Here is a 24,453-nt window from a genome sequence, read left to right as displayed (position 1 = left end):
AATCGGCACGAGAACCGGCGCCTCGCAATACGAACGCCACCAACAGGCTTTTTCGGGAAGAAGGCGGTCGGCCAACGATGTGATTACGGCACGAGGAACCGATTCGGACATCGTCAGCCGACCGACCCCACGATTCAGGAGATGCGGCGGACCTGAGCATCATGGGGCATTCAAACTACGCAATACCAGCCCCTGACGAGCGAAATCGAAACGGCAAAAGCCGCCATCATTCCATCATCGCAAGACCGACAAACCGCCGGAAGAACTGTTACTCTCGATTGTGAGTGTGCGCAGAAGTAAAATAAAAATCAACAAATTCTTAAGCCAGAGATACATTCCCTGAGAAACATGGTTAAATATACCAAGCTGGCACACTATAGTTCTCTACGAGATTGAATTCAACGTATTTTTCAACTTGAACTCTATTAATGCCACCCGATTTCATCCCTTCATTGTAAAGAGATAAAATACATCTGGGGTCAATGGCTTGCGGTCTCGCGACGTCGGCTTCGATTTGCGAATAGCTATTTCGCCGGGATATGCCGGAGAGGCTGCGCAAACAGTCGTGGTTAATTGCCCGCGGCCGGCTCAGGCCGCGGCGGCCACGACGCGGTTGCGTCCGGCATGTTTCGCCTCGTAAAGCGCCTTGTCGGCCTGCTTCAATATTTCGTCCGGCGCGCCGAAGGCGCCACTGCTGGTGGCGATGCCGAGGGAGGCGGTGATGCTCAGTTCCCGATCGATGGAACGAACATAAAAGGGCTTGTCTTCCACGATTGCCCGCAGGCGCTCGGCGACGCTTGCCGCAAGCTCCATGGGCGTATCCGGCATGACGACGACGAATTCCTCTCCGCCATAACGGCAGGCGAGATCCGCGCCGCGCACCGTGCTGCGGATGCGTGCTGCAAATTCCCGCAGCACCTCATCGCCGACATCGTGGCCATAGGTGTCATTGACCAGCTTGAAGCGGTCTATATCGGTCATGCAGATGGAGATCGGGCGACCACGCACGGCAGCCCGGTCGAAAAGTATCTTCAGATGACTATCGAGATAACGACGATTGTTGAGGCCCGTCAGCCCGTCGACAATCGCAAGCTCCATCGTATGCTGCAGATTGAGCCGCAGATGTTCATTATAGCGCTTGCGCCTGATCTGCGTCAGCGAACGGGCGACGAGTTCATTCGGATCGATCGGGCGGAGAATATAATCGTTCACCCCAAGATCAAGCGCACGCGCCACCATCTCATCCGCCCCCTGCTCCGCCACCAGAAGCAACGGCAGAAAACGGGTGCGCTCCAGCGAGCGAAACTGCGAACACAGTCTCAGCGGATCGTAGTCCTCGAAATTGGAATTGACGATGACGAGCTCGAAGGGGCTGCTCGCCGCCTTGAGCAGAGCCGCCTGCGGCTCCGTGACGGCATCGACCTCCGCGACCGGCTTCAGCGCCCGGATGATGCGTTCCTGCGAGCTGGCGCGACCATCCGCAACCAGCACGCGGCCCGGCGTCTGCATCAGGCCATCGCTCCGCAGCATCTCCTCGATGCCGATCTGCCGCGCAGTTTCCGCACGCAGCCGCAACTCGTCACTGACGGCCTTCAGACGGACCAGGCTTTTGACACGGGCGATCAGCTGAAGATCGTTGACCGGTTTCGTGAGAAAATCGTCGGCGCCGGCCTTCAGGCCGCGTACACGGTCCGACGGTTGATCGAGCGCGGTGACCATGACAACCGGAATATGGGCGGTATTTGGATTGGCCTTCAGCCTTTCACAGACTTCGAAACCATCCATGCCCGGCATCATGATATCGAGCAGAATGATGTCGACCTGCTCTTCATCGCAGATCGCCAGCGCCTTGAAACCATCCTCCGCGGTGACGACATCGAAATATTCCGCGACAAGCCGGGCTTCGAGAAGCTTCACGTTTGCGGGTATGTCGTCAACAACCAGAACTCTCGCCGTCATAACAGTTCCCCAACCGCCTTACGCATCGCCAAGATAGGTCTTGATGATTTCGATGAATTTCGGAACGGAAATAGGTTTGGACACATAGGCCTCACATCCACCCTGGCGAATACGCTCCTCGTCACCCTTCATGGCAAAGGCCGTGACCGCGATGACCGGGATGACGTGTAACTCGTCATCTTCCTTCAGCCACTTCGTCACTTCCAGCCCAGAAACCTCCGGCAGCTGGATATCCATGAGGATGAGGTCCGGGCGGTGCTTGCGGGCGAGATCGAGCGCCTCCATGCCGTTGCGCGTCTGTATGGTGGTATAACCAGACGCCTCGATCAGGTCGCGAAAGAGCTTCATGTTCAGCTCGTTGTCTTCGACTATCATGACCTGCTTGGGCATGGTGGGCAGTCCCCGTTTCGCTTTGAAACCTTCATCCAGACATATAAGTTGCCAGAGAACCGATTCCATCGTCCATTCGTTGCGCAAGGCTAGAGGGATTTGGTTTCAAAATAGGTAACTTCGAGGAAGAAATGCTGCGCGAGACAAAAAACAAAGGCAATGCCGGTCAGGATCCGCAAGAAACAGCGGCCGCCATACTTGGCTGGCTGGCAAACGAACCGGACATGCTGTCGCGTTTTCTGGCCTTGAGCGGGTTACAGGCCAATATGCTGCGCCAGGCCGTCAATGATCCCGGCTTTCTGGCGGGGCTGACGGATTTCCTGATGAGCCACGAGCCGGACCTGATGGCGTTCTGTGCCGCCACCGATACATCCCCCGAAACGGTGGCCGCCGCCTGGCACCATTTTTCCCGGCCGGGACTGGATTCAGGTGTGTATTGACGGGACGCCCCTTGAGCGGCTACCACAGCCGGAGTATGGTCGGCTACGTTCTGGTTTTGTTTTCGGCCCATGTCCACGTCGCACCGCTATGATCCCGGTTTTTGCCGCGACTGTCTGGCTGGCCAGCCAGAAGGGTTGAGGCGTTGCCGCGCCTGTGGCAGCCCGCGTCTTCTCTATCATTCCGAACTCTACGATCTAAGCATCGCCCATATCGATTGCGATGCCTTTTATGCCTCTGTCGAAAAGCGCGACAATCCGGAACTGGCCGACAAACCTGTCATCGTTGGCGGCGGCAAGCGCGGGGTGGTTTCCACTGCCTGTTATATCGCCCGCATCCACGGCGTGCGCTCCGCCATGCCCATGTTCAAGGCGCTGGAAGCCTGCCCGGACGCGGTGGTCATCAAGCCTGACATGGAAAAATACAGTCGTGTCGGCCGTGAAATCCGGACCATGATGCAGGAATTGACGCCGCTAGTGCAGCCGCTTTCCATCGACGAGGCGTTTCTCGATCTTTCAGGTACCGAGAAGCTGCATCACGATCCGCCGGCGCGGGTGCTGGCGAAGTTCACCCGACGCGTTGAAAAAGAGGTGGGGGTGAGTGTTTCGGCAGGGCTTTCCTATTGCAAGTTTCTCGCCAAGGTCGCGTCGGACCTGCAAAAGCCACGCGGCTTTTCTGTTGTCGGCGAAGCGGAGGCGCTGTCCTTTCTGGCAGCGCGCCCGGTCACGACGATCTGGGGCGTGGGAAAAGCCTTTGCAGCGACGCTGGAGGCGGATGGCATCCGCATGATCGCGCAATTGCAGGAGATGGAGGAGAGCGAGCTGATGCGCCGTTACGGCGTGATGGGGCAGCGGCTGTTCCGGCTCGCACGCGGCATTGACGAGCGGCATGTGCATAATAACGATCCGGCCAAAAGCGTATCGTCCGAAACCACCTTCTTCCACGATATTTCCCGCTATGAGGACCTCGTCCCAATCCTGCGGTCGCTTTCCGAAAAAGTTGCCTGGCGACTGAAGAAAAGCGGTATTGCCGGCCAGACCGTGGTGCTGAAGATGAAAACGGCAGACTTCAAGAGCCGCACCCGCAACCGCAGGCTTGATGACCCCACTCAGCTTGCCGACCGCATATTCCGCACCGGCCTTGCGCTGCTGGAAAAAGAAACCGACGGCACCAAATTCCGCCTCATTGGCATCGGCGTCAGCGATCTGCGCGATGCCGGTCTTGCCGATCCGCCCGATCTCGTTGATAGGCAGGCCACACGGCGGGCCGCGGCGGAGGCGGCAATGGACAAGCTGCGCGACAAGTTCGGCAAGGGCAGCGTCGAGACCGGCTACACCTTCGGCACCCGCAAATAGAGAACTGAAGGCGACCACGCGGACCTTTCCACCCGCGCTTCCCACCAACGTGCGCAATGTATTTTAGATTTTACACAAATTAGTGATGTTGCCGCCGCGGCTTCCTTAAACTTCATTAAACTTCGCGTGGTTGAGTGAGGGAAGTTTTGTGCATGTGGTGTATTGCGTCATGTCCCTTCGCCTCCGTCTTCTGACCGGCATGCTGTCGGCCAGCATTCTTGCCTTTCCGGCACTTGCCGCCGACAGCCGGTCGCTGCAGATACTGGTGTCCAAAAGCGACCAGTCGCTCTCGCTTTATGAAAATGGTGAGATCATCGCTACCTCGAAAGTCTCCACCGGCAAGGCCGGGCACGAGACGCCGAGTGGCATCTTCTCCATTCTGGAAAAGCGGAAATACCACGAGTCGAATATCTATTCGGCCGCGCCCATGCCCTTCATGCAAAGGCTGACATGGTCCGGCATCGCGCTACACGAGGGCAAGGTGCCGAATTATCCGGCCTCGCATGGCTGCGTGCGCCTGCCCTCGAAATTCGCGAAGTCACTTTTCGGAGACACGCGAGCTGGTGTGCATGTCATCATCACCGATCGCCCGGTTTCCCTGCGTTTCGTAGAGCATCCAGCGCTGTTTGCGCCGCGCGACGATGCCGATGACGGCAAGCTGCTTCTGTCGGATGTGGAGTTGCGCCCGGCGACCTTCGATGCGGCATTGGGTGCGGTCGAGGTTGCCGTCAATGAAAAAACGCAGGCCATCAAACCGGCGGCAAAGACCAAAGCCTCCTCGCCGCTGCGCATTCTCATTACGCGTCGCGGCGAGCGGGAAAAGGTAATGGATATCCAGACCGTGCTGACCCGCCTCGGCTTCGACGCCGGTTCTGCCGATGGTTATGCCGGCGAGATGACGGTGAATGCCATCAACGGGTTCAAGCGCTGGAAAGGGCTGGAAACCACCGGGCCGCTTCTGACCGACGCCTTTGTGACGGCGCTTTATGCGTCTGCCGGTGAGGATCATCCGCCGAGTGGCCAGATCATGGTGCGGCAGGACTTCAAGCCGCTGTTCGAAGCGGCCATCGATATCAAGGATCCGGAAGTGGCGCTCGGAACCCATTTCCTCGAGGCCGTTTCCGTGGACCGCACTGCCGGAACCGCCGAATGGAACGGCGTGACGCTCGAAAATCATCTGCCCGCCGCTGCCCGCAAGCGGCTTGGCATTACCGTTACCGAAGCACCCGGCGGCTTCGACCAGTTGAGCGCCGTGCTCAGTCGCCTCGAAATCCCGGCGGAGATACGCCACCGGATCGAGCAGGAGCTTTCAAGCGGAAGCTCGATCACCGTTTCCGATATCAGTCACCAGATCGAGACAGGAACCGGAACCGACTTCATCACGGTCACGAAAGAGGGACCGGTGTGAGGGCTTTCGCCTTACACCAGTTCCACATCAACGACGCCGGGTGCGGATCGTAACGCGGCGGCGATTTCAGGTGAAATGCGGTATTTCTCCGTCAGCTCCACCTCGATCTCACGACTGCCCTCATCCTTGATGACGATGAAATAAACCGATCCGTCGCCCTTTGTGTTGAGATGGCGGGCCACCGTCTTCAGCGGGCCGGAATCGCGTACATAAACCCGAAGCGCCTTCTGCATCTGCACGGATTTTTCTTCCAGCGACTGAGCCGTCTGGATACGCAGACCGATGCCTTCCGGGCGTTCTTCCGCCTGGACGTTGATGACCAGCGATTTGCCGACCTCGAGCAGATCACGGAACTGGGCAAGCCCTTCGGAAAACAGCACCGCCTCATACTGGCCCGATGCATCGGAAAAAGTAACGATGCCCATCTTGTTGCCGGTACGGGTCTTACGCTCCTGCTTGCCCGTGACGGTACCGGCCAGACGCCCGACGGTGGACGCGCCCTGCTTAACCGCCGCGGAAAAATCGGCGAAATTCTGCACCCGTAATTTCTCCAGCAGTGGCCGGTAAGTATCCAGCGGATGGGCCGTGAGGTAAAAACCGAGCACCTGATATTCGCGTATCAGCTTTTCCGATGGCAGCCAGGATTGAAACGCCGGCAAAATGAGCTTTTCCGGGCCTGTCCCGCCGCCGGAACCGAACATGTCCGACTGACCGATGGTGCGGTTGTTCTGCGCCATTTGGGCATAACCGATGATGCGGTCCAGTCCGCCGATCAGCTCGGCGCGGTCACGGCCGAAACAATCGAAAGCGCCGGCATTGATCAGGCTTTCCAGCACACGCCGGTTGATCTGCTTGGGATCGATGCGCAGGCAGAAATCCTCAAGGCTCGTAAATGGCTTTTCGCCACGCACCTGGACGATGTGTTCCACCGCCCCCTCACCCACGCCCTTGATGGCGGCCAGCGAATAATAGATGCGGTTTTCGCCCGTCTCAAACTGGCGGAAGGAGGTCTGTACCGAGGGTGCGACGACCTCGATGCCGAGACGACCGGCATCCTGACGGAAATCGTTCAGCTTTTCCGTGTTGGCCATATCGAGTGTCATGGAGGCCGCGAGGAACTCCACCGGATAATGCGCCTTCATATAGGCGGTCTGGTAGGACACGATGGCGTAGGCTGCAGCATGGCTCTTGTTGAAGCCGTAATTGGCGAATTTCGCCAGAAGGTCGAAGATGGTGTTCGCCTGCGGTTTCGAAACACCGTTTTTAATGGCGCCATCGACGAAACGCTCGCGCTGCTGGTCCATCTCCTCCTTGATCTTCTTGCCCATGGCACGGCGCAGAAGATCGGCTTCGCCGAGCGAATAACCGGAAAGAACCTGGGCGATCTGCATCACCTGTTCCTGATAGACGATAACGCCCTGTGTTTCCTTGAGGAGATGGTCGATGGTCGGATGGATCGATTCCAGCTCCTCCTCGCCATGTTTGCGGGCATTATAGACCGGAATGTTTTCCATCGGGCCGGGGCGGTAAAGCGCCACCAGCGCGATGATGTCCTCGATGCAGTCCGGGCGCATGCCGATCAGCGCCTTGCGCATGCCCGCACTTTCCACCTGGAAGACGCCGATGGTTTCACCACGCGACAACATCTCGTAGGTTTTGGCGTCCTCAAGCGGAATGGCCGCGAGATCGACCTTGATGCCGCGCTTGGCAACAAAATCGACGGCCACTTTCAGCACCGTCAGCGTCTTCAGGCCGAGAAAGTCAAATTTGACGAGGCCAGCGCTTTCCACCCATTTCATGTTGAACTGGGTAACGGGCATATCGGATCGCGGATCGCGATACATCGGCACCAGCTTGGAGAGCGGGCGGTCGCCGATGACGATACCGGCGGCATGGGTGGAGGCGTGGCGGTAAAGCCCTTCGATCTTCTGGGCGATGTCCAGCAGGCGGGCGACGACCGGCTCCTTGTCCGCCTCTTCCTGCAGGCGCGGCTCCTCCTCGATCGCCTTGGACAGCGGCGTCGGGTTGGCCGGGTTGTTGGGCACCAGCTTGCAGATCTTGTCCACCTGGCCATAGGGCATTTCCAGCACACGGCCGACGTCGCGCAGGGCCGCGCGCGCCTGCAACGAACCGAAGGTGATGATCTGCGCCACCTGCTCGCGCCCATATTTGCGCTGAACGTAGCGGATCACCTCTTCGCGGCGATCCTGGCAAAAGTCGATATCGAAGTCGGGCATCGAAACGCGTTCGGGATTGAGAAAGCGTTCGAACAGCAGCGAGAAGCGCAGCGGATCGACATCGGTAATGGTCAGCGCATAGGCGACGAGAGAGCCGGCACCCGAACCACGGCCCGGGCCGACCGGAATATCCTGCTGCTTGGCCCACTTGATGAAGTCGGCAACGATCAGGAAGTAACCGGGAAACTTCATGCGCGAGATCACGCCGAGTTCGAAATCCAATCTCTCGCGATAATCCTGTTCCGTATAACCGGGCGCCATGCCAAGCGCGGAAAGCCGCTGATCCAGCCCCTCGACAGCCTGTCGGCGCAGTTCCTCGGTTTCGGCGCGTTCCGCCGCTTCCGGATCGTCGCTGGCGCCGGTGAAACGCGGCAGGATCGGCCCGCGCTTTTTCAGCACATAGGAGCAACGGAGCGCGATCTCGACGGTGTTCTCCAGTGCCTCGGGAAGATCGGCAAACAGCGCCGTCATCTCGTCACGGCTCTTGAGGTAATGATCGGGTGTCAGGCGGAACCGGCTGTCATCGGAAACGATGGCGTTATGTGCCACCGCCATCAGTGCATCATGTGCCTCATAGTCCGCCTTGGACGGGAAAAACGCCTCGTTGGTGGCAACGAGGGGGATATCGTGTTCATAAGCGAGACCAATCAAGCGCCGCTCATGGGAGCGGTCGTAACCGGACTGGCGCTGCAATTCGATATAAAGCCTGTCACCGAAAAGTGACTTCAGCGTCAGCAGCCGCTCTTTCGCCTGCGCGGCGTGGCCTTCCTTCAGCGCCATATCGACGGGGCCGCCGGAAGCGCCTGTCAGCGCAATGAGACCGGCATTGGAGGCTTCCTCAAGCCATGCACGGGTAATGTGCACGGAATGGCTGCCCCCCTCACCGTCCAGATAGGCACGGCTGACGAGATCCACCAGCCGCTCATATCCTTCCGCATTGGCGGCAAGGAGAACGATGGCGGGAAGTTTCTGCAGATGGCTGTTGTGGTTGCGGCGATCCTCCGCCGCATCCTGCATGTCGATGGACAATTGGCAGCCGATAATCGGCTGCAGACCTTCGTCCCGCGCCTTTTCGGAAAATTCCAGCGCGACGAAGAGGTTGTTGGTATCTGTAATGGCAATGGCCGGCTGGCCGTCCCCAACAGCCTTGGACATGATCTTCTTGAGGGGCAACGCCCCCTCAAGCAGGGAATAAGCGGAATGAACCCGAAGATGGACGAAACCGGGGGTCTTCAGCGTTTCGCCAGAGGTCTCTCCACGCACAACCGTATCGCCCATATCGTCTTCCTGTCATTCTGAATCGAGGGGGCGATTTTCCGATTTCCGGCGCTCAATGTCCACCAGTTTGCGGCGTCCATACAGTCTTCTGCGCCGGTGTCTTCTTCACAGGGCGGTGAGGATCACCGAAAAGCTGGCAACAAAGACAGCGATGGAGGCGAAAGCGGCAACGTCACGGATGAAATCAGTCATTGGTCTCTCCTTACTCGTTATGTTCCAACTTTGTTCTCATTTTGTTCGATTGTCAACAGGGTTCTGCTGATATTGCTATTGCTAATGTTCGAGAATCGCCTTCGGTTCCGTCCGGGCAAATGGCAAGCCGCTGACTCCAAAGAGAAAAAACCCGGAGGTGAAAACACCTCCGGGTCCGAGAAAGATTCAAAATATGGAGAACGGGTGTCCTCAAGGCGCACCCAAGGGGGCGGTTTCTCGCGACATGCAGTTCCGGGTCCGTCTCCTAAAAGGAAGACACCCGTTCGACAGCTGACACAAGGTGCGATGCGCGGGGATAGGCCTCGCTCGGCAAAGCGCTTTAAAAATCGACGATCTTGCCGTCGGCGAGCGTCACGCGGCGATCCATGCGGTTGGCAAGATCGTGATTGTGGGTCGCGATCAGCGCGGCGAGGCCGGATTGACGCACCAGCGCCTCCAGCGCATCGAAAACATAATGCGCGGTTTCCGGATCGAGATTGCCGGTCGGCTCGTCGGCCAGCAGTAGCAGCGGCGCATTGGCAACGGCGCGGGCAATGGCGACACGCTGCTGCTCACCGCCCGAAAGTTCGGCCGGACGGTGCTCACCACGATGGCCCACCCGCATATAATCGAGCAGCGCGCTTGCCCGCTTGCGTGCCTCCGCCTGCGTGAGGCCGGCGATGAGCTGCGGCATCATCACATTTTCCACCGCGGTGAATTCCGGCAGGAGGTGATGGAACTGATAAACGAAACCGATATCGCTACGGCGGATCGCGGTGCGCGCTTCATCCGGCAGGCCGTTGCAGGGCGCACCGTTGATGAGGACCTCACCCGCATCAGGATGCTCCAGAAGCCCCGCCAGATGCAGCAGCGTCGATTTGCCGGTGCCCGATGGGGCGACCAGCGCCACCATCTCACCGCTCTTCAATTCAAAATCGGCCTTGCGCAGAATTGAAAGCGATGTCTCGCCCTGACCATAGGTTCTCTCGACACCGGTAAGCCGCAGCACTGTTTTTTTTGCCATATTGCGAAGCGGTCCTTATTCGTAACGCAGGGCCTGCACCGGATCGAGCTTGGAAGCCCGCCAGGCCGGAAAGATCGTTGCCAGGAAAGAAAGCGTCAGCGCCATGATGACGACGGTGATGGTCTCGCTCAAATCCATTTCGGCGGGAAGCTGGCTCAGGAAATAGAGCTGCGGATCAAACAGCACCGTGCCCGATACCCATGAGAAGAACTGTCGGATGGATTCCACGTTGAGGCAGACAAGGACGCCGAGTGCGACGCCGGCAAAGGTGCCGACGGTGCCGATGGCGGCCCCGGTCATGAAGAAGATGCGCATCACCGCGCCCGAGCTTGCGCCCATGGTGCGAAGGATGGCGATATCGCTGCCCTTGTCCTTCACCAGCATGATGAGGCCGGAGATGATGTTGAGCGCCGCCACCAGAACGATGAGGGTGAGGATCATGAACATCACGTTCCGTTCCACCTGCAGAGCGGAGAAGAAGGTCTGGTTCCGCTGTCGCCAGTCGGTGATATAGATCTGCCGTTCGGCGGCCTGCTCCACCAGCGGCCGGATGCCGTCGACATCATCAGGCCGGCTGACGTAAAGCTCGATGGATTGCACGATGCCGTCGGCATTGAAATAAAGCTGGGCCTCGGACAGTGGCATATAGATCATCGACGCGTCATATTCCGACATGCCAATCTCGAAGACGCCAGATATCTTGTAGGATTTAACACGTGGATTGACGCCCATCGGCGTCACGTCGCCTTCCGGCGAAATGAGGGTGATATCGTCGCCCGCCGTCACGCCCAGTTGGGAGGCGAGCCGTGAACCGACGAGAACGCCGTCACCTGCCATGAAGCCGACGAGATCGCCGGTCTTGATGTTGGTGGCGACTTCCTTGATCTTGTCGATGTCCTCCTGGCGCACACCACGCACCAGCGCGCCGGAGCCCGCGCCGCCGCGGCCGGAGGCAAGCGTCTGGCCCTCCACCAGTGGCAGCGCCATGGTAACGCCGGGAACGGCGGCGAACTTCTTCGCCAGCTCATCGTAATTGTTGAAAGGCTGGTCGATCGGCTGCACGATCATGTGGCCGTTGATGCCGAGAATGCGGGAAATCAACTCCGTGCGAAAACCGTTCATGACAGCCATGACGATGATCAGTGTCGCCACACCCAGCATGATGCCGACGAAAGAAAAACCGGCGATGACGGAAATGAAGGCTTCCTTGCGCCGCGACCGCAGATAACGCCAGGCCACCATGCGTTCAAAAGCGGAAAAAGGCCGGGCGGTCCTTTCCCGGGCGGAAGGAGCCGCACCCTTGTCAGCATCGGCTTTTGCCATGTCGTCTCCCTGATCTCAATTTGCAGGATCGGTCTTTTCCAAAGATCGGTCCCAATCGTAGCAGCGCCTGCGCCATAAAACCGGAGCGGTCTTCGCATGAAGGCCGCTCCCATCTTTCCCTTTGCGCTTAGCCAAGCGCCTTGTTCATTGCCGCCTCGATTGTGACGGTTTCACGTTCACCGGTCTTGCGGTCCTTCACTTCGACTTCGCCGTTCGCAACAGAACGCGGGCCGACGATGATCTGCACCGGCACACCGATCAGATCGGCTGTGGCGAATTTCTGGCCTGCACGGTCGTCGGTATCGTCGTAGAGAACATCCTTGCCGGCGTTGGAGAGCTGATAATACAGCTTTTCACAAGCCGCATCGCAGGCCGCATCGCCAGCCTTCATGTTGATGATCACGACATCGAAAGGAGCGACCGAGGCCGGCCAGATGATTCCATTCTCGTCATGCGATGCTTCAATGATGGCGGGAACAAGGCGTGTCGGTCCAATGCCATAGGAACCCATGTGGACAGGGTGTTCCTTGCCATCCTTGCCCTGCACTTTCGCGCCCATCGGCTCGGAATATTTGGTGCCGAAATAGAAGATGTGGCCAACCTCGATGCCGCGCGCGGAAAGGCGCTCGCCTTCGGGAATGGCATCGTAGGCAGCATCGTCGTGCATTTCAGACGTCGCGGCGTAATCGGCCGTCCACTCGTCGAACACGCCCTGCAGCGCCGCGACATCGTCGAAATCGGTGCTTTCGGCCGGGATGGCACGGTCAAGGAAGCTCTTGTGGCAGAAGACTTCGGATTCGCCGGTATCGGCCAGAATGATGAATTCATGGCTGTGGTTGCCGCCGATCGGACCGGTATCGGCGCGCATCGGAATAGCGCGCAGGCCAAGGCGCTCGAAGGTGCGCAGATAGGCCACGAACATCTTGTTATAGGAATGGATCGCGTCTTCCTTGGTCAGGTCGAAGGAATAGGCATCCTTCATCAGGAACTCACGCGAGCGCATGGTGCCGAAACGCGGACGCACCTCGTCGCGGAACTTCAGCTGGATATGATAGAGGTTCAGCGGCAGGTTCTTGTAGGACTTCACATAGGAACGGAAGATGTCAGTGATCATCTCCTCATTGGTGGGGCCGTAGAGCATCTGGCGGTCCTGGCGGTCCTTGATACGCAGCATTTCCTTGCCGTAATCGTCGTAACGACCGCTTTCCTGCCAGAGTTCGGCCGTTTGCAGCGTCGGCATCAGAAGCTCGATGGCGCCAGCACGGTTCTGCTCCTCGCGGATGATCTTGTTGACCTTGTCCAGCACGCGCTTGCCGAGCGGCAACCAGGAATAGATGCCAGCCGATTGCTGCCGGATCATGCCGGCGCGCAGCATGAGGCGGTGAGAAACAATCTCGGCTTCCTTGGGATTTTCCTTCAGGATGGGCAGGAAATAACGGCTAAGACGCATGACGGCTTCCATTGATACGGACGACAGCGCCATAAGCGCGGGAATCGCCCCGAATAGAGGGATATTGGCGCCGGATATAGCCGTTTCCCGCCAAGAAGAAAACCCGGCATGAAAAGAGTGATAAAGGCGATTTCAAGGTATTTTCGCGATAGCTAATTCGCGTCAAAACGCTTTGGCCGGAATAATATTCTTGATTGGGTGCGACATAATGCACCACAGAGAATTTTTTGCCGACTGTAACAAATATGCAAAAAATGAGATGACAAGCATGGGGGTTTGGGCTAGCTTTAGCTTACAAAAGAGGCAGGAAGTTTAAATTCTTGTCATTTTCGCGGTCAGTCTTGGGAGGATCAGATCTTAGGCGCGCTCGTCGCTGCCCCGGCAACGGTTACAGATCACGCGAAACCTGAAAAACAAGGCTGAAATGCCTTGTTTTTTTTTGCTTTTATGCACGCCCCCTGCTCCCGGCCACTATTCCAGTAAGAATACGGCGATGAATCAAGCAAGCGGCCACGTTGCTGCTGTGTGCACGATAGATATGACATCCATATGACATGGCCTCAGCCAGATCTGCCGGAAACTGCCGCATGCATGGGCAGAGACTTCGGATTGCCGTCAGGCTGAGTGCACGGATGCAGGCGCGGCCGACATCATCAGCGCCTTTTCAGTCGAAAACCGGAATAATTCGCGGCAGGTCATCAAGGCTGAAGCCGAACCACCAGGTTGCGCCGTACCAAAGCCCACAGATCAGCGCCGAGATCAGGGTCGTCCACAGAACGACCCGCCCGCCTTTGAATGTGGTTGGCGCGCTGGCGACCGTGCCCAGCGCCACATCGCCTTCCTCGTCCTGGGTGCGCAGGCCGATCGGAAGCACGATGAAAAGCACCGTCCACCAGACGATGAAATAAACGGCGAAGACCGAAAGAAGCGGCATGTGATCCTCCTGCACAATGCGCTCTTGTAACGCATTCATCGGCGAACCGGAATCAATTCTCGGCAAGAAGCGCAAAAAGCCACAAAGAAACAAAGAGGGCCGCACTTTTCGGCACGGCCCCTTGATTCAAAGAAACGGCGAAGGACGAGGCGTAAGTCGCACCCTCACCTCCCGGATCAGACCTTCGTTACGAAAACTGTGACGATCGGCTTCTTGCCCCAGCTCTGGTTGGCGGCGGCTCGCACGGCGCGGCGCACCGATTCGCGCAGAAGTGCCAGATCCTTGCGGCGGGCGCGCGGAATGCTTTCGACGGCGCCGAGGACGGCGTCATAAAGCGTGTCCTCCATCGCCTCGTCCTCGTCATCGAATTCCGGCAGGCCGAACGGCACGACATCGGGATCGCCGAGGAAGTCATAACGGCTGTCCAGCACGACGTTAACGGCAACATGGCCGGCGAAGGACAGTTTGCGGCGATTGCTGATGCCCATCTCGTCCATATCGCCGACGAGATTACCGTCCTTAAAAACGCGGCCATGCGGTACATCATTGATGACTTCCGCCGGGCCGGGTGCCAGGCGCAGAACATTACCGTTGCGCACCTTCGGCACCTGAGAAATACCGGCCTGTTCTGCCAGTTCCTTCTGCGCCACAAGATGCGCCGCTTCGCCATGCACCGGCACCAGGATCTGCGGCTTCGTCCACTCATACATCCGCAGAAGCTCATTGCGGCGGGGATGGCCCGAGACATGCACCAGAGCTTCATTGTCGGTCACGATGTGAACGCCCTGCTCTATCAGGCCGTTCTTGATCTCGATGATCGCCTTTTCGTTGCCGGGAATGGCGCGTGAGGAAAAGACGACGGTATCTCCCGAGGCGAGCGCCACATTGCGCATCTCGTCGCGAGAAAGCTTGGCGAGCGCTGCGCGCGGTTCGCCCTGCGAACCGGTCAGGATCACCACCACACGGTCGCGCGGAATATAGCCATATTCGTCTTCGGCAAGGAACGGCTTGATGCCTTCCATGATGCCAAGATCCTGCGAGACATTCACGACACGCTTCAGCGAAGAGCCGAGCAGCAATACTTCGCGGCCGGCCGCTTCCGCCGCCTGCGCAATCGAGCGGATGCGCCCGACATTGGACGAGAAGGTGGTGACGGCCACGCGGCCTTCGGCACTTTCGATGATCTGGCGCAGGCCTTCGGAAACCTCATGCTCGGAGGGCGACACGCCGTCGCGCAGCGCGTTGGTACTGTCGCACATCAGCGCCAGCACGCCCTCTTCGCCGATCGCGCGGAAACGCGCCTCATCCGTCAACGGCCCAAGCGACGGGGCCTCATCGATCTTCCAGTCGCCGGTGTGGATGACATTGCCAAGCGGCGTGCGAATGACGAGCGACATCGGCTCCGGAATGGAGTGGTTGACGCCAACAGCCTCGATTTCGAACGGCCCGACATTGATGCGGTCGCCGGCCTTGAAGATCGTCACCGGAATTTCGGCACGGGTGCCCTCATAGGCGCGCTTGGCTTCCAGCATGCCGGCGGTGAAAGGCGAGGCATAGACCGGCACGTTGAGACCGGGCCAGAGATCATTCATTGCACCATAATGGTCCTCATGGGCGTGGGTGATGATGATGCCCTTGAGGTTCTTTTTCTGCTCGACGATGTAGCTGATGTCAGGCAGAACCAGATCGACGCCCGGCAGGTCCGGGCCGGCGAAAGTCACGCCGCAATCCACCATGATCCATTGGCGCTTACTTTCCGGCCCATAACCGTAAAGCGCCAGATTCATGCCGATTTCACCCACGCCGCCAAGCGGCACAAAGACCAGTTCGTCCTGTTTAGCCATTGTTTTTCTTGTCCATTCACGAAAGCGCTCAGGCGACGACAATTTGCCGCGCCCGTCACCTTTATCCAGCATCGGACCTGTTGAACCATCTGATCGACCGGGCCGATGCGGAACCGGTTTGTCACCCTGCATTTCATGAGCTGCAGGAAGCTCCAACCTGTGGGATCCGGTTCGGCGCGGGTTCCTGGGCCGCACCGTTCACCTCATCCGAAAAACACGTCGCCGGCGGCAATGGAACGCCTTGCGCCCTCGTCCTCATCCAGCAGCAGATAACCATTATCATCAATGCCGACAAAACGCCCGCCGATCGAACGGTCCGGGAAATTGACAGTGATATGTTCGCCAATACCGCAGGCCGCCGCCCTCCATCCGGTCATGATGCCGGAAACGCCCCTGCCCTCATCCCAGTTCCGCAGGACCTCCGCCGTCTCGCGAAAGAGATGGGCGAACAACTCGTCGGGCGAACAGGACGCACCGTGCTCGGAGAGCATGGTGACGGGATAAAGCGGATTGTCCGGCTTATGGGCGATATTGATGCCGATACCGATGACGATGGCGCGTCGCCCGTCGGGCAGAAGCTCTGCCTCCATCAGGATACCGCAGGTCTTGCGGCGACCGATCAGCACGTCGTTCGGCCATTTGATTTCGAGCGGCTCACCAGCTGTCGGCAACACAGCGCGAATGGCGCGATAGACCGCGAGCGCAAATGCAAGCGGCAGGGAGCCGATACGCTCAACTGGCGCGGGATCGATCAGAAGAAGCGAGGCATAGAGATTTCCGGGTTCGGATACCCAGGGCCGGCCGCGACGGCCACGACCGCCGGTCTGGCGGATGGCGGTAACCCACAGGTTGCCGCCATCACCCGCCCGTGCGCGGGCGAAACATTCCAGATTGGTGGATGGCGTTTCCGCCATCGCTTCGTGCCGGAAGTCATCGATGGACATCCGGCCCGTATGCTTGTGTGTGCTGCTCAAAAGAAGGTCTTCGCCGCAACAGTCACCGCGTTGCCAAGTGCACCGCCAAAGACGACGAAGGCGACAACGAACAGGGCCGAAAGCGCATAAACGACTTTCAGTTCACCGGCCGGACGTTCAAACCTGTCCTTGGCCTCATCGAACCACATGACCTTGACGACGCGGATATAATAATAGGCGCCGACAACCGAGCCAATCACACCGATGATGGCGAGCGGATAAAGCTTCGCTTCGATGGCGGCGAGGAAGACATAATATTTGCCGAAGAAGCCGGCGAGCGGCGGAATGCCGGCAAGCGAGAACATCAGGATCGTCAGCACAACCGCCATGAAGGGGTTGGAGGACGAGAGGCCGGCGAGATCCTCGACATTCTCGACATTGCCGATTTCCTTGCGGCGCATGGAGAGAATGCAGGCGAAGGTGCCGAGCGTCATGACCATGTAGATGGTCATGTAAAGAATGACGCCCGAGATACCGGCTTCGGTGCCGGCCGCAAGACCGACCAGCGCATAACCCATGTGACCGATGGAAGAATAGGCCATCAGGCGCTTGATGTTCTTCTGGCCGATTGCGGCAAAGGAGCCGAGCAGCATCGAAGCGATGGAGATGAAGACGACGATCTGCTGCCAGTCTGCAAAGACTGGCTGGAAAGCCTCGACGACGATACGCACGAGGATCGCCATGGCGCCGATCTTCGGTGCAGCCGACAGGAAGGCGGTGACTGGGGTCGGCGCACCTTCATAAACATCAGGCGTCCACATGTGGAACGGCACGGCGGAAATCTTGAACGCAAGACCGGCGAGAACGAAGACCAGACCAAAGACGAGGCCGAGCGAGCGCGTTTCCGACGCCAGAACCTGCGCGATTTCGGTGAAGCCGGTATTGCCGGTGAAGCCGTAAACCAGCGACATGCCGTAAAGCAGCATGCCGGAGGAGAGCGCACCGAGAACGAAGTATTTCAGGCCAGCTTCCGTGGAGCGCAGGCTCTCGCGGTTGATGGCGCAGACGACGTAGAGGGCCAGCGACTGCAGTTCCAGCGCCATGTAGAGCGAGATCATGTTGTTGGCCGAGATCATCAGCAAGATGCCGAGAGTGGCCAGAACCAGCAGCACCGGATATTCGAAACGACCGATCGGCTCGAAACGGCCCTGGCCGACGGCGAGGATCATAGCGGTGATGGAGCCGATCAGCGCCAGCACCTTCATGAAGTTACCGAAGGCATCGGCGATGTAGACACCGCCGAAGGCCACGCCCGATGCGGGGGCAAAAATGATCCAGAGACCGACGACGAGCAGGAGGGCAACGGCAAGGCCGGTCACCGTCGTTGTCGACTTGTCGCCCGAGAAGACGCCAATCATGAGCAGCGCCAGCGCGCCGACCGCAAGGATCAGCTCGGGCGTCGCGATGTGCAGACTGGCAAAAAGGATTTCAGCGGTCATGTCCAACGGGTCCTGTCGTCAATTCATAGTGAGCGCAACATTTTGCGCCGCCTGCAATGCAGCCGTATAGTTGTTTACCAGAAGATCGACCGATGCGGCTGTCGCATCGAACACCGGAGCCGGATAGACGCCGAAGAAGATCGTCAGTGCAACCAGCGGATAAAGGATGACCTTTTCGCGGGTCGACAGATCGAGCATCGATTTCAGGCTTTCCTTCTCGAGCGCGCCGAAAATCACGCGGCGATAGAGCCACAGCGCATAAGCGGCCGAGAGGATGACGCCGGTTGCCGCAAACAGCGCAACAAGCGTGTTGGCGCGGAAGACGCCGATCAGCGTCAGGAATTCACCGACGAAGCCTGAGGTGCCGGGCAGACCGACATTGGCCATGGTGAAAATCATGAAGGCGACGGCATATTTCGGCATGTTGTTGACGAGACCGCCATAGGCGGAAATCTCGCGGGTATGCAGCCGGTCATAGACAACGCCGACGCAGAGGAAGAGCGCGCCGGAGACAATGCCGTGCGACAGCATCTGGAAGAGCGCGCCCTGCACGCCCTGCACATTGGCGGCGAAGATGCCCATGGTCACGTAACCCATGTGGGCAACGGAGGAATAGGCAATCAGCTTCTTGATGTCGTCCTGCATCATCGCCACCAGCGAGGTGTAGATGATGGCGAGAACCGACAGGGTGAAGACGAAGGGGGCAAAATAGTCAGACGCCAGCGGAAACATCGACAGCGAGAAGCGGATGAAACCGTAACCGCCGAGCTTCAGCATGACGCCTGCCAGGATGACCGAACCTGCTGTCGGCGCCTGAACGTGGGCGTCCGGCAGCCAGGTGTGGACCGGCCACATCGGCATCTTCACCGAGAAGGCGGCGAAACAGGCAAGCCAGAGCCAGGTCTGCATGCCGGCCGGGAAGCCATATTTCAGAAGCTCGGTCATGTCGGTCGTGCCGGACTGCCAGTACATCGCCATGATGGCGAGCATGGTCAAAACCGAACCGAGCAGCGTGTAGAGGAAGAACTTGTAGGATGCGTAGACGCGATCCTTGCCGCCCCAGACGCCGATGATGATGAACATCGGGATCAGCGTCGCTTCGAAGAAGACGTAGAAGAGAACCGTATCCAGCGCCACGAAGACGCCGACCATGACGACTTCCAGAAGCAGGAAGGCAATCATGTATTCCTTGACGCGCTTTTCAATCGAGTTCCAGCTTGCCAGCACGCAAAACGGCATGAGGAAGGTGGTGAGGATGACGAACAGCATGGAGATGCCGTCGACGCCCAGATGATAAGCGGCGATATTGCCGAACCAGGCGTGTTTTTCGACCATCTGGAAACCGGGGTTCGAATTGTCGAAACCGATCCAGACGAACAGCGACACGATGAAGGTGAAGACGGTCGTCAGCAGCGAGACGTTGAGAATGTTGCGGCGACCATAGGGGCCGCTCTCATTTGTCAGAAGCAGGAGCACCACGCCGACGAGCGGCAGAAAGGTGACCGTTGAAAGAATGGGCCAATCGGTCATCAGAGGGCACTCCCGAGCATCATCCAGGTGACAAGCGCCGCGATGCCGATCAGCATCGCAAAGGCGTAGTGATAAAGGTAACCGGATTGCAGGCGGACCATGCGGTTGGTCACGTCAACCACACGCGCTGCAATGCCGTTCGGTCCATAATGGTCGATGACGGCCACGTCACCCTTCTTCCACAGGAAGCGGCCAAGCGCCTTTGCGGAACGCACAAAGAGGAAGTCATAGAGTTCGTCGAAGTACCACTTGTTCAAGAGGAACTGGTAGAGGCCACGATGGGTCGCCGCCAGACGCTTCGGGGTCTCCGGCGACTTGATGTACATGTACCATGCGGTCACGAAACCAAGCGCCATCGCAAAGAACGGGCTCCATTTCACCCACAGCGGAACGTGGTGGAACTCCTCGAGGATTTCGTTTTCCGGAAGCATGAACAGCGCGCCCTTCCAGAATTCGGCATATTCTTCACCGAAGAAATGACCTTCGAAAAGGACGCCGGCAAAGATCGCGCCAACCGTGAGGATGAAAAGCGGGATCAGCATGACCATCGGCGATTCATGCACGTGGTGCATCACGTCAGCCGAAGCGCGCGGCTTGCCGAAGAAGGTCATGAAGGCCAGGCGCCAGGAATAGAAGCTGGTGAACAGCGCGGCGATGACCAGCAGCGTGAAGGCGAAACCGGAGAGAACCGAATGGGACGCATAAGCGGATTCGATGATGACGTCCTTCGAGAAGAAGCCGGCAAAACCGATCATCGTGCCCGGAATACCGACGCCGGTGAGCGCCAGCGTGCCAACGGTCATGGTCCAGAAGGTGATGGGGATATGCTTGCGCAGGCCGCCCATGTACCGCATGTCCTGCTCGCCATCGACGGCATGGATGACCGAGCCGGCGCACAGGAACAACAGGGCCTTGAAGAAGGCGTGCGTGAAGAGGTGGAACACGGCGGCACCATAAGCGCCGACGCCGAGCGCCACGAACATGTAACCGAGCTGCGAGCAGGTCGAATAGGCAATCACGCGCTTGATATCGTTCTGCACCAGACCGACAGTCGCCGCGAAGAAGGCGGTGATCGCGCCGATCAGCGTCACGACGGTCAGCGCATCCGGCGACAGTTCGAACAGCGGCGACATGCGGGCGACGAGGAAGACGCCGGCGGTGACCATGGTTGCGGCATGAATGAGGGCCGAAACCGGGGTCGGGCCTTCCATCGCGTCCGGCAGCCAGGTGTGCAGCAGGAACTGCGCCGATTTACCCATCGCGCCCATGAACAGCAGCAGGCAGACGCCCGTTATCGCATTGGCCTTGTCCAGCTGCATGCCGAACAGGTTGATGACGGTTTCGGTGGAAGCGGCACCTTCGGCCGGCAGATAGGTGCTGGCGGCAGCGAAGACAGTTTCGAGGTTGATCGAGCCGAACAGCACGAAGACGCCCGAGATGCCGAGGATGAAGCCGAAGTCACCGACGCGATTGACGATGAACGCCTTCATGGCGGCGGCCGACGCGGAAGGCTTCTTGAACCAGAAACCGATCAGCAGATAGGACGCCAGACCCACGCCTTCCCAGCCGAAGAACATCTGCAGCAGGTTGTCGGAGGTGACCAGCATCAGCATGGCGAAAGTGAAGAGCGACAGATAGGCAAAGAAGCGCGGACGATGCGGATCGTGGTGCATGTATCCGATCGAATAAAGGTGCACCAGCGTCGAGACCGTGTTGACGACGACGAACATGACGGCCGTCAGCGTATCGATGCGGAACGCCCATTCGACGTCGATGCCGCCGGACTGGATCCAGCGCAAAACAGTGACCTTGATCACCTCGCCCGGCTCGCCATGGGCGAGCGCGACGTTGAAGAAGACGATCCACGACAGGATGGCGACCACGATCATCAGACCGGTGGTGACATATTCCGAGGCCTTGGCGCCGATAGAGCGGCCGAACAGGCCGGCGATCAGGAAGCCGATCAGTGGAAGAAAGACGATAGCCTTGTAGATCATAGCCTTATCAGCCCTTCATCATATTGACGTCTTCGACGGCGATCGATCCGCGGTTGCGGTAGAAGACAACGAGTATTGCAAGACCGATGGCCGCTTCGGCAGCTGCAACGGTCAGAATGAACAAAGCGAAGACCTGGCCGACGATATCGTTCAGGAAGGCCGAGAACGCCACCATGTTGATGTTGACCGCCAGCAGGATAAGCTCGATCGACATCAGGATGACGATGACGTTCTTCCGGTTGAGGAAGATGCCGAAGACGCCGATCGTAAAGAGGATGGCGCTGACCGTCAGGTAGTGGGAAAGACCGATTACCATATTGTGTTTCCTTGAATCCGTTCGCGCCTTCAGATGCCCTGGCCCGGCTTGACCTTGACCGTTGTTACGGCGGTCTTCGGGTCGCGGCCAACCTGCGTGGAGATATCCTGCCGCTTGATATCGGTGCGATGACGCAGCGTCAGCACGATGGCGCCGATCATGGCCACCAGCAGCACGAGACCGGCAAGCTGGAAGAAGTAGACGTAATTGGTATAGAGCACATCGCCGAGCGCTGCCGTATTGGTCCGCTCGGCGGCCGGCGGGATCGGCATGGTGATCGATTTAGCCGCAATCGGGTTCAGCATGCTGCCGCCAACCACGACGATCAGCTCAGCCGCCAGAATGACGCCGATCAGCGCGCCGATCGGGGCATATTGCAACACGCCGGAACGAAGCTCGGCAAAGTCCACATCCAGCATCATGACGACGAAGAGGAAAAGCACCGCGACAGCGCCGACATAGACCACAAGCAGGATCATGGCGAGGAACTCGGCTCCCGTCAGCAGGAACAGCGCGGCTGCGTTGAAGAAGGTCAAAATCAGGAAGAGCACCGAATGAACAGGGTTCTTCGATGCAATGACCATGAACGCAGACGCCACGGCGACGAAAGCGAATATATAAAAGAATACAGCGTGCAGACCCATCTTGGTGCCTTCTTGTCCTCATCGGGCGAAGATGGCTCGAAGGCCCCTCACCCGTTTCGTCCCCGCCGGCGGAAACCGCGCAGGCATTTTACTTTTTCATCGCTTTCCGGGGTCTCCCCGGAAAGACGGTTGCGCCTCAGCGATAAGGTGCATCCAGTGCGAGGTTGCGTGCGATTTCACGCTCCCAGCGGTCGCCATTGTCGAGAAGCCTTTGCTTGTCGAAATAAAGCTCCTCGCGGGTTTCCGTCGCGAATTCGAAGTTCGGACCCTCGACGATTGCGTCCACCGGGCAGGCTTCCTGGCAGAAACCGCAATAGATGCACTTCACCATGTCGATGTCGTAACGCACCGTGCGGCGGGTGCCGTCATTGCGGCGCGGGCCGGCTTCGATGGTGATCGCCTGAGCAGGACAGATCGCTTCACACAGCTTGCAGGCGATGCAGCGTTCTTCACCGTTCGGATAACGGCGCAACGCATGTTCGCCGCGGAAGCGCGGAGACACCGGACCCTTTTCAAACGGATAATTGATCGTCGCCTTCTGCTTGAAGAAATGGCGCATGGTCAGGAAGATCGCGCCTACGAATTCCTTCAGGAACAGCGAGTTGACGGCTTGGGAGAGGCTTGCCATCTCAGTCTCCAGATTTCTGAGCGAGGAATACAGACATCAACCGGCCCACCCCGTCAGCTTCAATACGAATGCAACAATAACGACCATGGCGAGCGACAGCGGCAGGAAGACCTTCCAGCCAAGGCGCATGAGCTGGTCATAACGATAACGCGGAACGAAAGCCTTGGTGAGCGCGATCATGAAGAAGACCATGCAGCCCTTCAAAGCGAACCAGACGATACCCGGAACCCAGTTCAGGAACCACACATCCACGATCGGCAGCCAGCCGCCGAGGAACAGGATCGTCGTCAGGCAGCAGATCAGGACGATCGCAGCGTATTCGCCGAGCATGAACATCATGTAAGGCGTAGAGCCATATTCGACCATGTGACCGGCGACCAGTTCCGATTCCGCTTCCGGAAGATCGAAGGGCGGGCGGTTGGTTTCGGCAAGGCCGGAAATGAAGAACACGATGAACATCGGGAACAGCGACAGCCAGTGCCAGTCGAGGAATGAGGCCGGCAGGCCGATCATCGTGCCGAGACCGGTGCGCTGCGCCAGAACGATATCAGTCAGGTTCAGCGAGCCAACGCAGAGCAGCACGGTGACGATGACGAGACCGATCGACACTTCGTAAGACACCATCTGTGCTGCCGAACGCAGCGCGCCGAGGAACGGATACTTCGAGTTCGAAGCCCAGCCGCCCATGATGATGCCGTATACTTCAAGCGAGGAAATCGCGAAGATGTAGAGAATGCCGACATTGATGTTGGCGACGACCCAGCCATCCGCAAACGGAATGACGGCATAGGTGGCGAGCGCCAGCGTCACGGCAACCAGCGGCGCCAAGAGGAAGACGGCCTTGTTGGCGCCGGCCGGAATGACGGGCTCCTTCAGGATGAACTTCAAAAGGTCGGCGAAGGACTGGAAGAGACCGAAGGGACCAACAACGTTCGGACCACGGCGCAGCTGCACGGCCGCCCAGACCTTACGGTCGGCAAGCAGCAGGAAGGCGATGGCCACCAAAAGGCAAACGAGAAGCAGCAGGGACTGGCCGACCATGATCAGCGCGGGCCAGACGTAGCTCCAGAAAAACTGTTCCATAAATCCCCTA

19 protein-coding genes are annotated in these 24,453 nt (G+C 58.6%); 3 read left to right on the top strand and 16 right to left on the bottom strand.

The window, feature by feature from the left end; genetic code table 11:
- Nucleotides 1–588: 588 nt before the first annotated feature.
- Nucleotides 589–1,959 carry a PleD family two-component system response regulator gene (locus GSF67_RS05005; RefSeq protein ID WP_006312675.1) on the bottom strand — a complete coding sequence of 457 codons (1,371 nt, stop codon included), beginning with the start codon at nucleotides 1,957–1,959 and terminating at the stop codon, nucleotides 589–591.
- A gap of 18 nt (nucleotides 1,960–1,977) precedes the next feature.
- Complete coding sequence (locus GSF67_RS05000) at nucleotides 1,978–2,349, bottom strand: response regulator (protein WP_003496409.1); 372 nt, start codon at nucleotides 2,347–2,349, stop codon at nucleotides 1,978–1,980.
- A gap of 131 nt (nucleotides 2,350–2,480) precedes the next feature.
- Here GSF67_RS05000 and GSF67_RS04995 point away from each other — a divergent pair, with 131 nt between their 5' ends.
- The 3 genes from GSF67_RS04995 (at nucleotide 2,481) to GSF67_RS04985 (ending at nucleotide 5,550) form a co-directional block, all read left to right on the top strand.
- Nucleotides 2,481–2,789, top strand: coding sequence for a DUF3572 domain-containing protein (locus tag GSF67_RS04995; RefSeq protein ID WP_006312677.1), 309 nt, complete (start codon nucleotides 2,481–2,483; stop codon nucleotides 2,787–2,789).
- Nucleotides 2,790–2,858: 69 nt separating this feature from the next.
- Nucleotides 2,859–4,142, top strand: coding sequence for a DNA polymerase IV (locus GSF67_RS04990; RefSeq protein ID WP_006312683.1), 1,284 nt, complete (start codon nucleotides 2,859–2,861; stop codon nucleotides 4,140–4,142).
- 169 nt (nucleotides 4,143–4,311) lie between these two features.
- On the top strand, nucleotides 4,312–5,550 hold the full coding sequence (locus GSF67_RS04985; protein ID WP_035215208.1) for a L,D-transpeptidase family protein: 1,239 nt from the start codon (nucleotides 4,312–4,314) through the stop codon (nucleotides 5,548–5,550).
- Between the two features lie 11 nt (nucleotides 5,551–5,561).
- Here the strand turns inward: GSF67_RS04985 and dnaE are convergent, their stop codons facing one another.
- The 14 genes from dnaE to nuoH all read right to left on the bottom strand — a co-directional run bounded on the left by dnaE (nucleotide 5,562) and on the right by nuoH (nucleotide 24,443).
- The gene (dnaE, locus tag GSF67_RS04980) at nucleotides 5,562–9,065 is read right to left on the bottom strand and encodes a DNA polymerase III subunit alpha (protein ID WP_006312686.1); all 3,504 of its coding nucleotides are present in this window, start codon (nucleotides 9,063–9,065) and stop codon (nucleotides 5,562–5,564) included.
- Between the two features lie 532 nt (nucleotides 9,066–9,597).
- Nucleotides 9,598–10,281, bottom strand: a complete 684-nt coding sequence (locus GSF67_RS04975; protein WP_006312688.1) for an ABC transporter ATP-binding protein — start codon at nucleotides 10,279–10,281, stop codon at nucleotides 9,598–9,600.
- A gap of 15 nt (nucleotides 10,282–10,296) precedes the next feature.
- Nucleotides 10,297–11,604: a lipoprotein-releasing ABC transporter permease subunit gene (locus GSF67_RS04970; RefSeq protein ID WP_006312695.1), complete on the bottom strand. Its 1,308-nt coding sequence runs from the start codon at nucleotides 11,602–11,604 to the stop codon at nucleotides 10,297–10,299.
- Between the two features lie 127 nt (nucleotides 11,605–11,731).
- On the bottom strand, nucleotides 11,732–13,054 hold the full coding sequence (proS, locus tag GSF67_RS04965) for a proline--tRNA ligase (RefSeq protein WP_010971520.1): 1,323 nt from the start codon (nucleotides 13,052–13,054) through the stop codon (nucleotides 11,732–11,734).
- Nucleotides 13,055–13,718: 664 nt separating this feature from the next.
- Nucleotides 13,719–13,988: a DUF1467 family protein gene (locus tag GSF67_RS04960; RefSeq protein WP_006312698.1), complete on the bottom strand. Its 270-nt coding sequence runs from the start codon at nucleotides 13,986–13,988 to the stop codon at nucleotides 13,719–13,721.
- A 176-nt stretch (nucleotides 13,989–14,164) separates the two neighbouring features.
- Nucleotides 14,165–15,832, bottom strand: coding sequence for a ribonuclease J (locus GSF67_RS04955; protein ID WP_035215210.1), 1,668 nt, complete (start codon nucleotides 15,830–15,832; stop codon nucleotides 14,165–14,167).
- Nucleotides 15,833–16,035: 203 nt separating this feature from the next.
- The gene (locus GSF67_RS04950; protein WP_006312700.1) at nucleotides 16,036–16,776 is read right to left on the bottom strand and encodes a biotin--[acetyl-CoA-carboxylase] ligase; all 741 of its coding nucleotides are present in this window, start codon (nucleotides 16,774–16,776) and stop codon (nucleotides 16,036–16,038) included.
- A gap of 26 nt (nucleotides 16,777–16,802) precedes the next feature.
- Nucleotides 16,803–18,245, bottom strand: coding sequence for an NADH-quinone oxidoreductase subunit NuoN (gene nuoN / locus GSF67_RS04945; protein WP_006312701.1), 1,443 nt, complete (start codon nucleotides 18,243–18,245; stop codon nucleotides 16,803–16,805).
- Nucleotides 18,246–18,263: 18 nt separating this feature from the next.
- Complete coding sequence (locus tag GSF67_RS04940) at nucleotides 18,264–19,775, bottom strand: NADH-quinone oxidoreductase subunit M (protein WP_006312702.1); 1,512 nt, start codon at nucleotides 19,773–19,775, stop codon at nucleotides 18,264–18,266.
- Nucleotides 19,775–21,772, bottom strand: coding sequence for an NADH-quinone oxidoreductase subunit L (gene nuoL, locus GSF67_RS04935; RefSeq protein ID WP_006312703.1), 1,998 nt, complete (start codon nucleotides 21,770–21,772; stop codon nucleotides 19,775–19,777). Before nuoL ends, GSF67_RS04940 begins: the two co-directional genes overlap by 1 nt.
- Nucleotides 21,773–21,779: 7 nt before the next feature.
- Nucleotides 21,780–22,088: an NADH-quinone oxidoreductase subunit NuoK gene (gene nuoK / locus GSF67_RS04930; RefSeq protein WP_003502389.1), complete on the bottom strand. Its 309-nt coding sequence runs from the start codon at nucleotides 22,086–22,088 to the stop codon at nucleotides 21,780–21,782.
- A 29-nt stretch (nucleotides 22,089–22,117) separates the two neighbouring features.
- Entirely contained in the window at nucleotides 22,118–22,732 is a 615-nt protein-coding gene (locus GSF67_RS04925; protein ID WP_006312704.1) for an NADH-quinone oxidoreductase subunit J, read from the bottom strand.
- 136 nt (nucleotides 22,733–22,868) lie between these two features.
- Nucleotides 22,869–23,360 (bottom strand): NADH-quinone oxidoreductase subunit NuoI, encoded by a 492-nt coding sequence (nuoI, locus tag GSF67_RS04920; RefSeq protein WP_006312705.1) that lies wholly within the window; start codon nucleotides 23,358–23,360, stop codon nucleotides 22,869–22,871.
- Between the two features lie 36 nt (nucleotides 23,361–23,396).
- Nucleotides 23,397–24,443 (bottom strand): NADH-quinone oxidoreductase subunit NuoH, encoded by a 1,047-nt coding sequence (gene nuoH / locus GSF67_RS04915; RefSeq protein WP_006312706.1) that lies wholly within the window; start codon nucleotides 24,441–24,443, stop codon nucleotides 23,397–23,399.
- Nucleotides 24,444–24,453 lie beyond the last annotated feature (10 nt).

The organism is Agrobacterium sp. CGMCC 11546 (assembly GCF_013365515.1).
In the GTDB taxonomy this organism is placed as follows: domain Bacteria; phylum Pseudomonadota; class Alphaproteobacteria; order Rhizobiales; family Rhizobiaceae; genus Agrobacterium; species Agrobacterium fabrum.
This window is presented reverse-complemented; position numbering and strand designations above follow the sequence as displayed.

Coding starts and splice junctions, on each gene's coding strand:
- GSF67_RS05005 (WP_006312675.1), bottom strand. CDS start 1,959: ATGACGGCGAGAGTTCTGGTTGTTGACGACATACCCGCAAACGTGAAG.
- GSF67_RS05000 (WP_003496409.1), bottom strand. CDS start 2,349: ATGCCCAAGCAGGTCATGATAGTCGAAGACAACGAGCTGAACATGAAG.
- GSF67_RS04995 (WP_006312677.1), top strand. CDS start 2,481: ATGCTGCGCGAGACAAAAAACAAAGGCAATGCCGGTCAGGATCCGCAA.
- GSF67_RS04990 (WP_006312683.1), top strand. CDS start 2,859: ATGTCCACGTCGCACCGCTATGATCCCGGTTTTTGCCGCGACTGTCTG.
- GSF67_RS04985 (WP_035215208.1), top strand. CDS start 4,312: ATGTCCCTTCGCCTCCGTCTTCTGACCGGCATGCTGTCGGCCAGCATT.
- dnaE (WP_006312686.1), bottom strand. CDS start 9,065: ATGGGCGATACGGTTGTGCGTGGAGAGACCTCTGGCGAAACGCTGAAG.
- GSF67_RS04975 (WP_006312688.1), bottom strand. CDS start 10,281: ATGGCAAAAAAAACAGTGCTGCGGCTTACCGGTGTCGAGAGAACCTAT.
- GSF67_RS04970 (WP_006312695.1), bottom strand. CDS start 11,604: ATGGCAAAAGCCGATGCTGACAAGGGTGCGGCTCCTTCCGCCCGGGAA.
- proS (WP_010971520.1), bottom strand. CDS start 13,054: ATGCGTCTTAGCCGTTATTTCCTGCCCATCCTGAAGGAAAATCCCAAG.
- GSF67_RS04960 (WP_006312698.1), bottom strand. CDS start 13,988: ATGCCGCTTCTTTCGGTCTTCGCCGTTTATTTCATCGTCTGGTGGACG.
- GSF67_RS04955 (WP_035215210.1), bottom strand. CDS start 15,832: ATGGCTAAACAGGACGAACTGGTCTTTGTGCCGCTTGGCGGCGTGGGT.
- GSF67_RS04950 (WP_006312700.1), bottom strand. CDS start 16,776: ATGTCCATCGATGACTTCCGGCACGAAGCGATGGCGGAAACGCCATCC.
- nuoN (WP_006312701.1), bottom strand. CDS start 18,245: ATGACCGCTGAAATCCTTTTTGCCAGTCTGCACATCGCGACGCCCGAG.
- GSF67_RS04940 (WP_006312702.1), bottom strand. CDS start 19,775: ATGACCGATTGGCCCATTCTTTCAACGGTCACCTTTCTGCCGCTCGTC.
- nuoL (WP_006312703.1), bottom strand. CDS start 21,772: ATGATCTACAAGGCTATCGTCTTTCTTCCACTGATCGGCTTCCTGATC.
- nuoK (WP_003502389.1), bottom strand. CDS start 22,088: ATGGTAATCGGTCTTTCCCACTACCTGACGGTCAGCGCCATCCTCTTT.
- GSF67_RS04925 (WP_006312704.1), bottom strand. CDS start 22,732: ATGGGTCTGCACGCTGTATTCTTTTATATATTCGCTTTCGTCGCCGTG.
- nuoI (WP_006312705.1), bottom strand. CDS start 23,360: ATGGCAAGCCTCTCCCAAGCCGTCAACTCGCTGTTCCTGAAGGAATTC.
- nuoH (WP_006312706.1), bottom strand. CDS start 24,443: ATGGAACAGTTTTTCTGGAGCTACGTCTGGCCCGCGCTGATCATGGTC.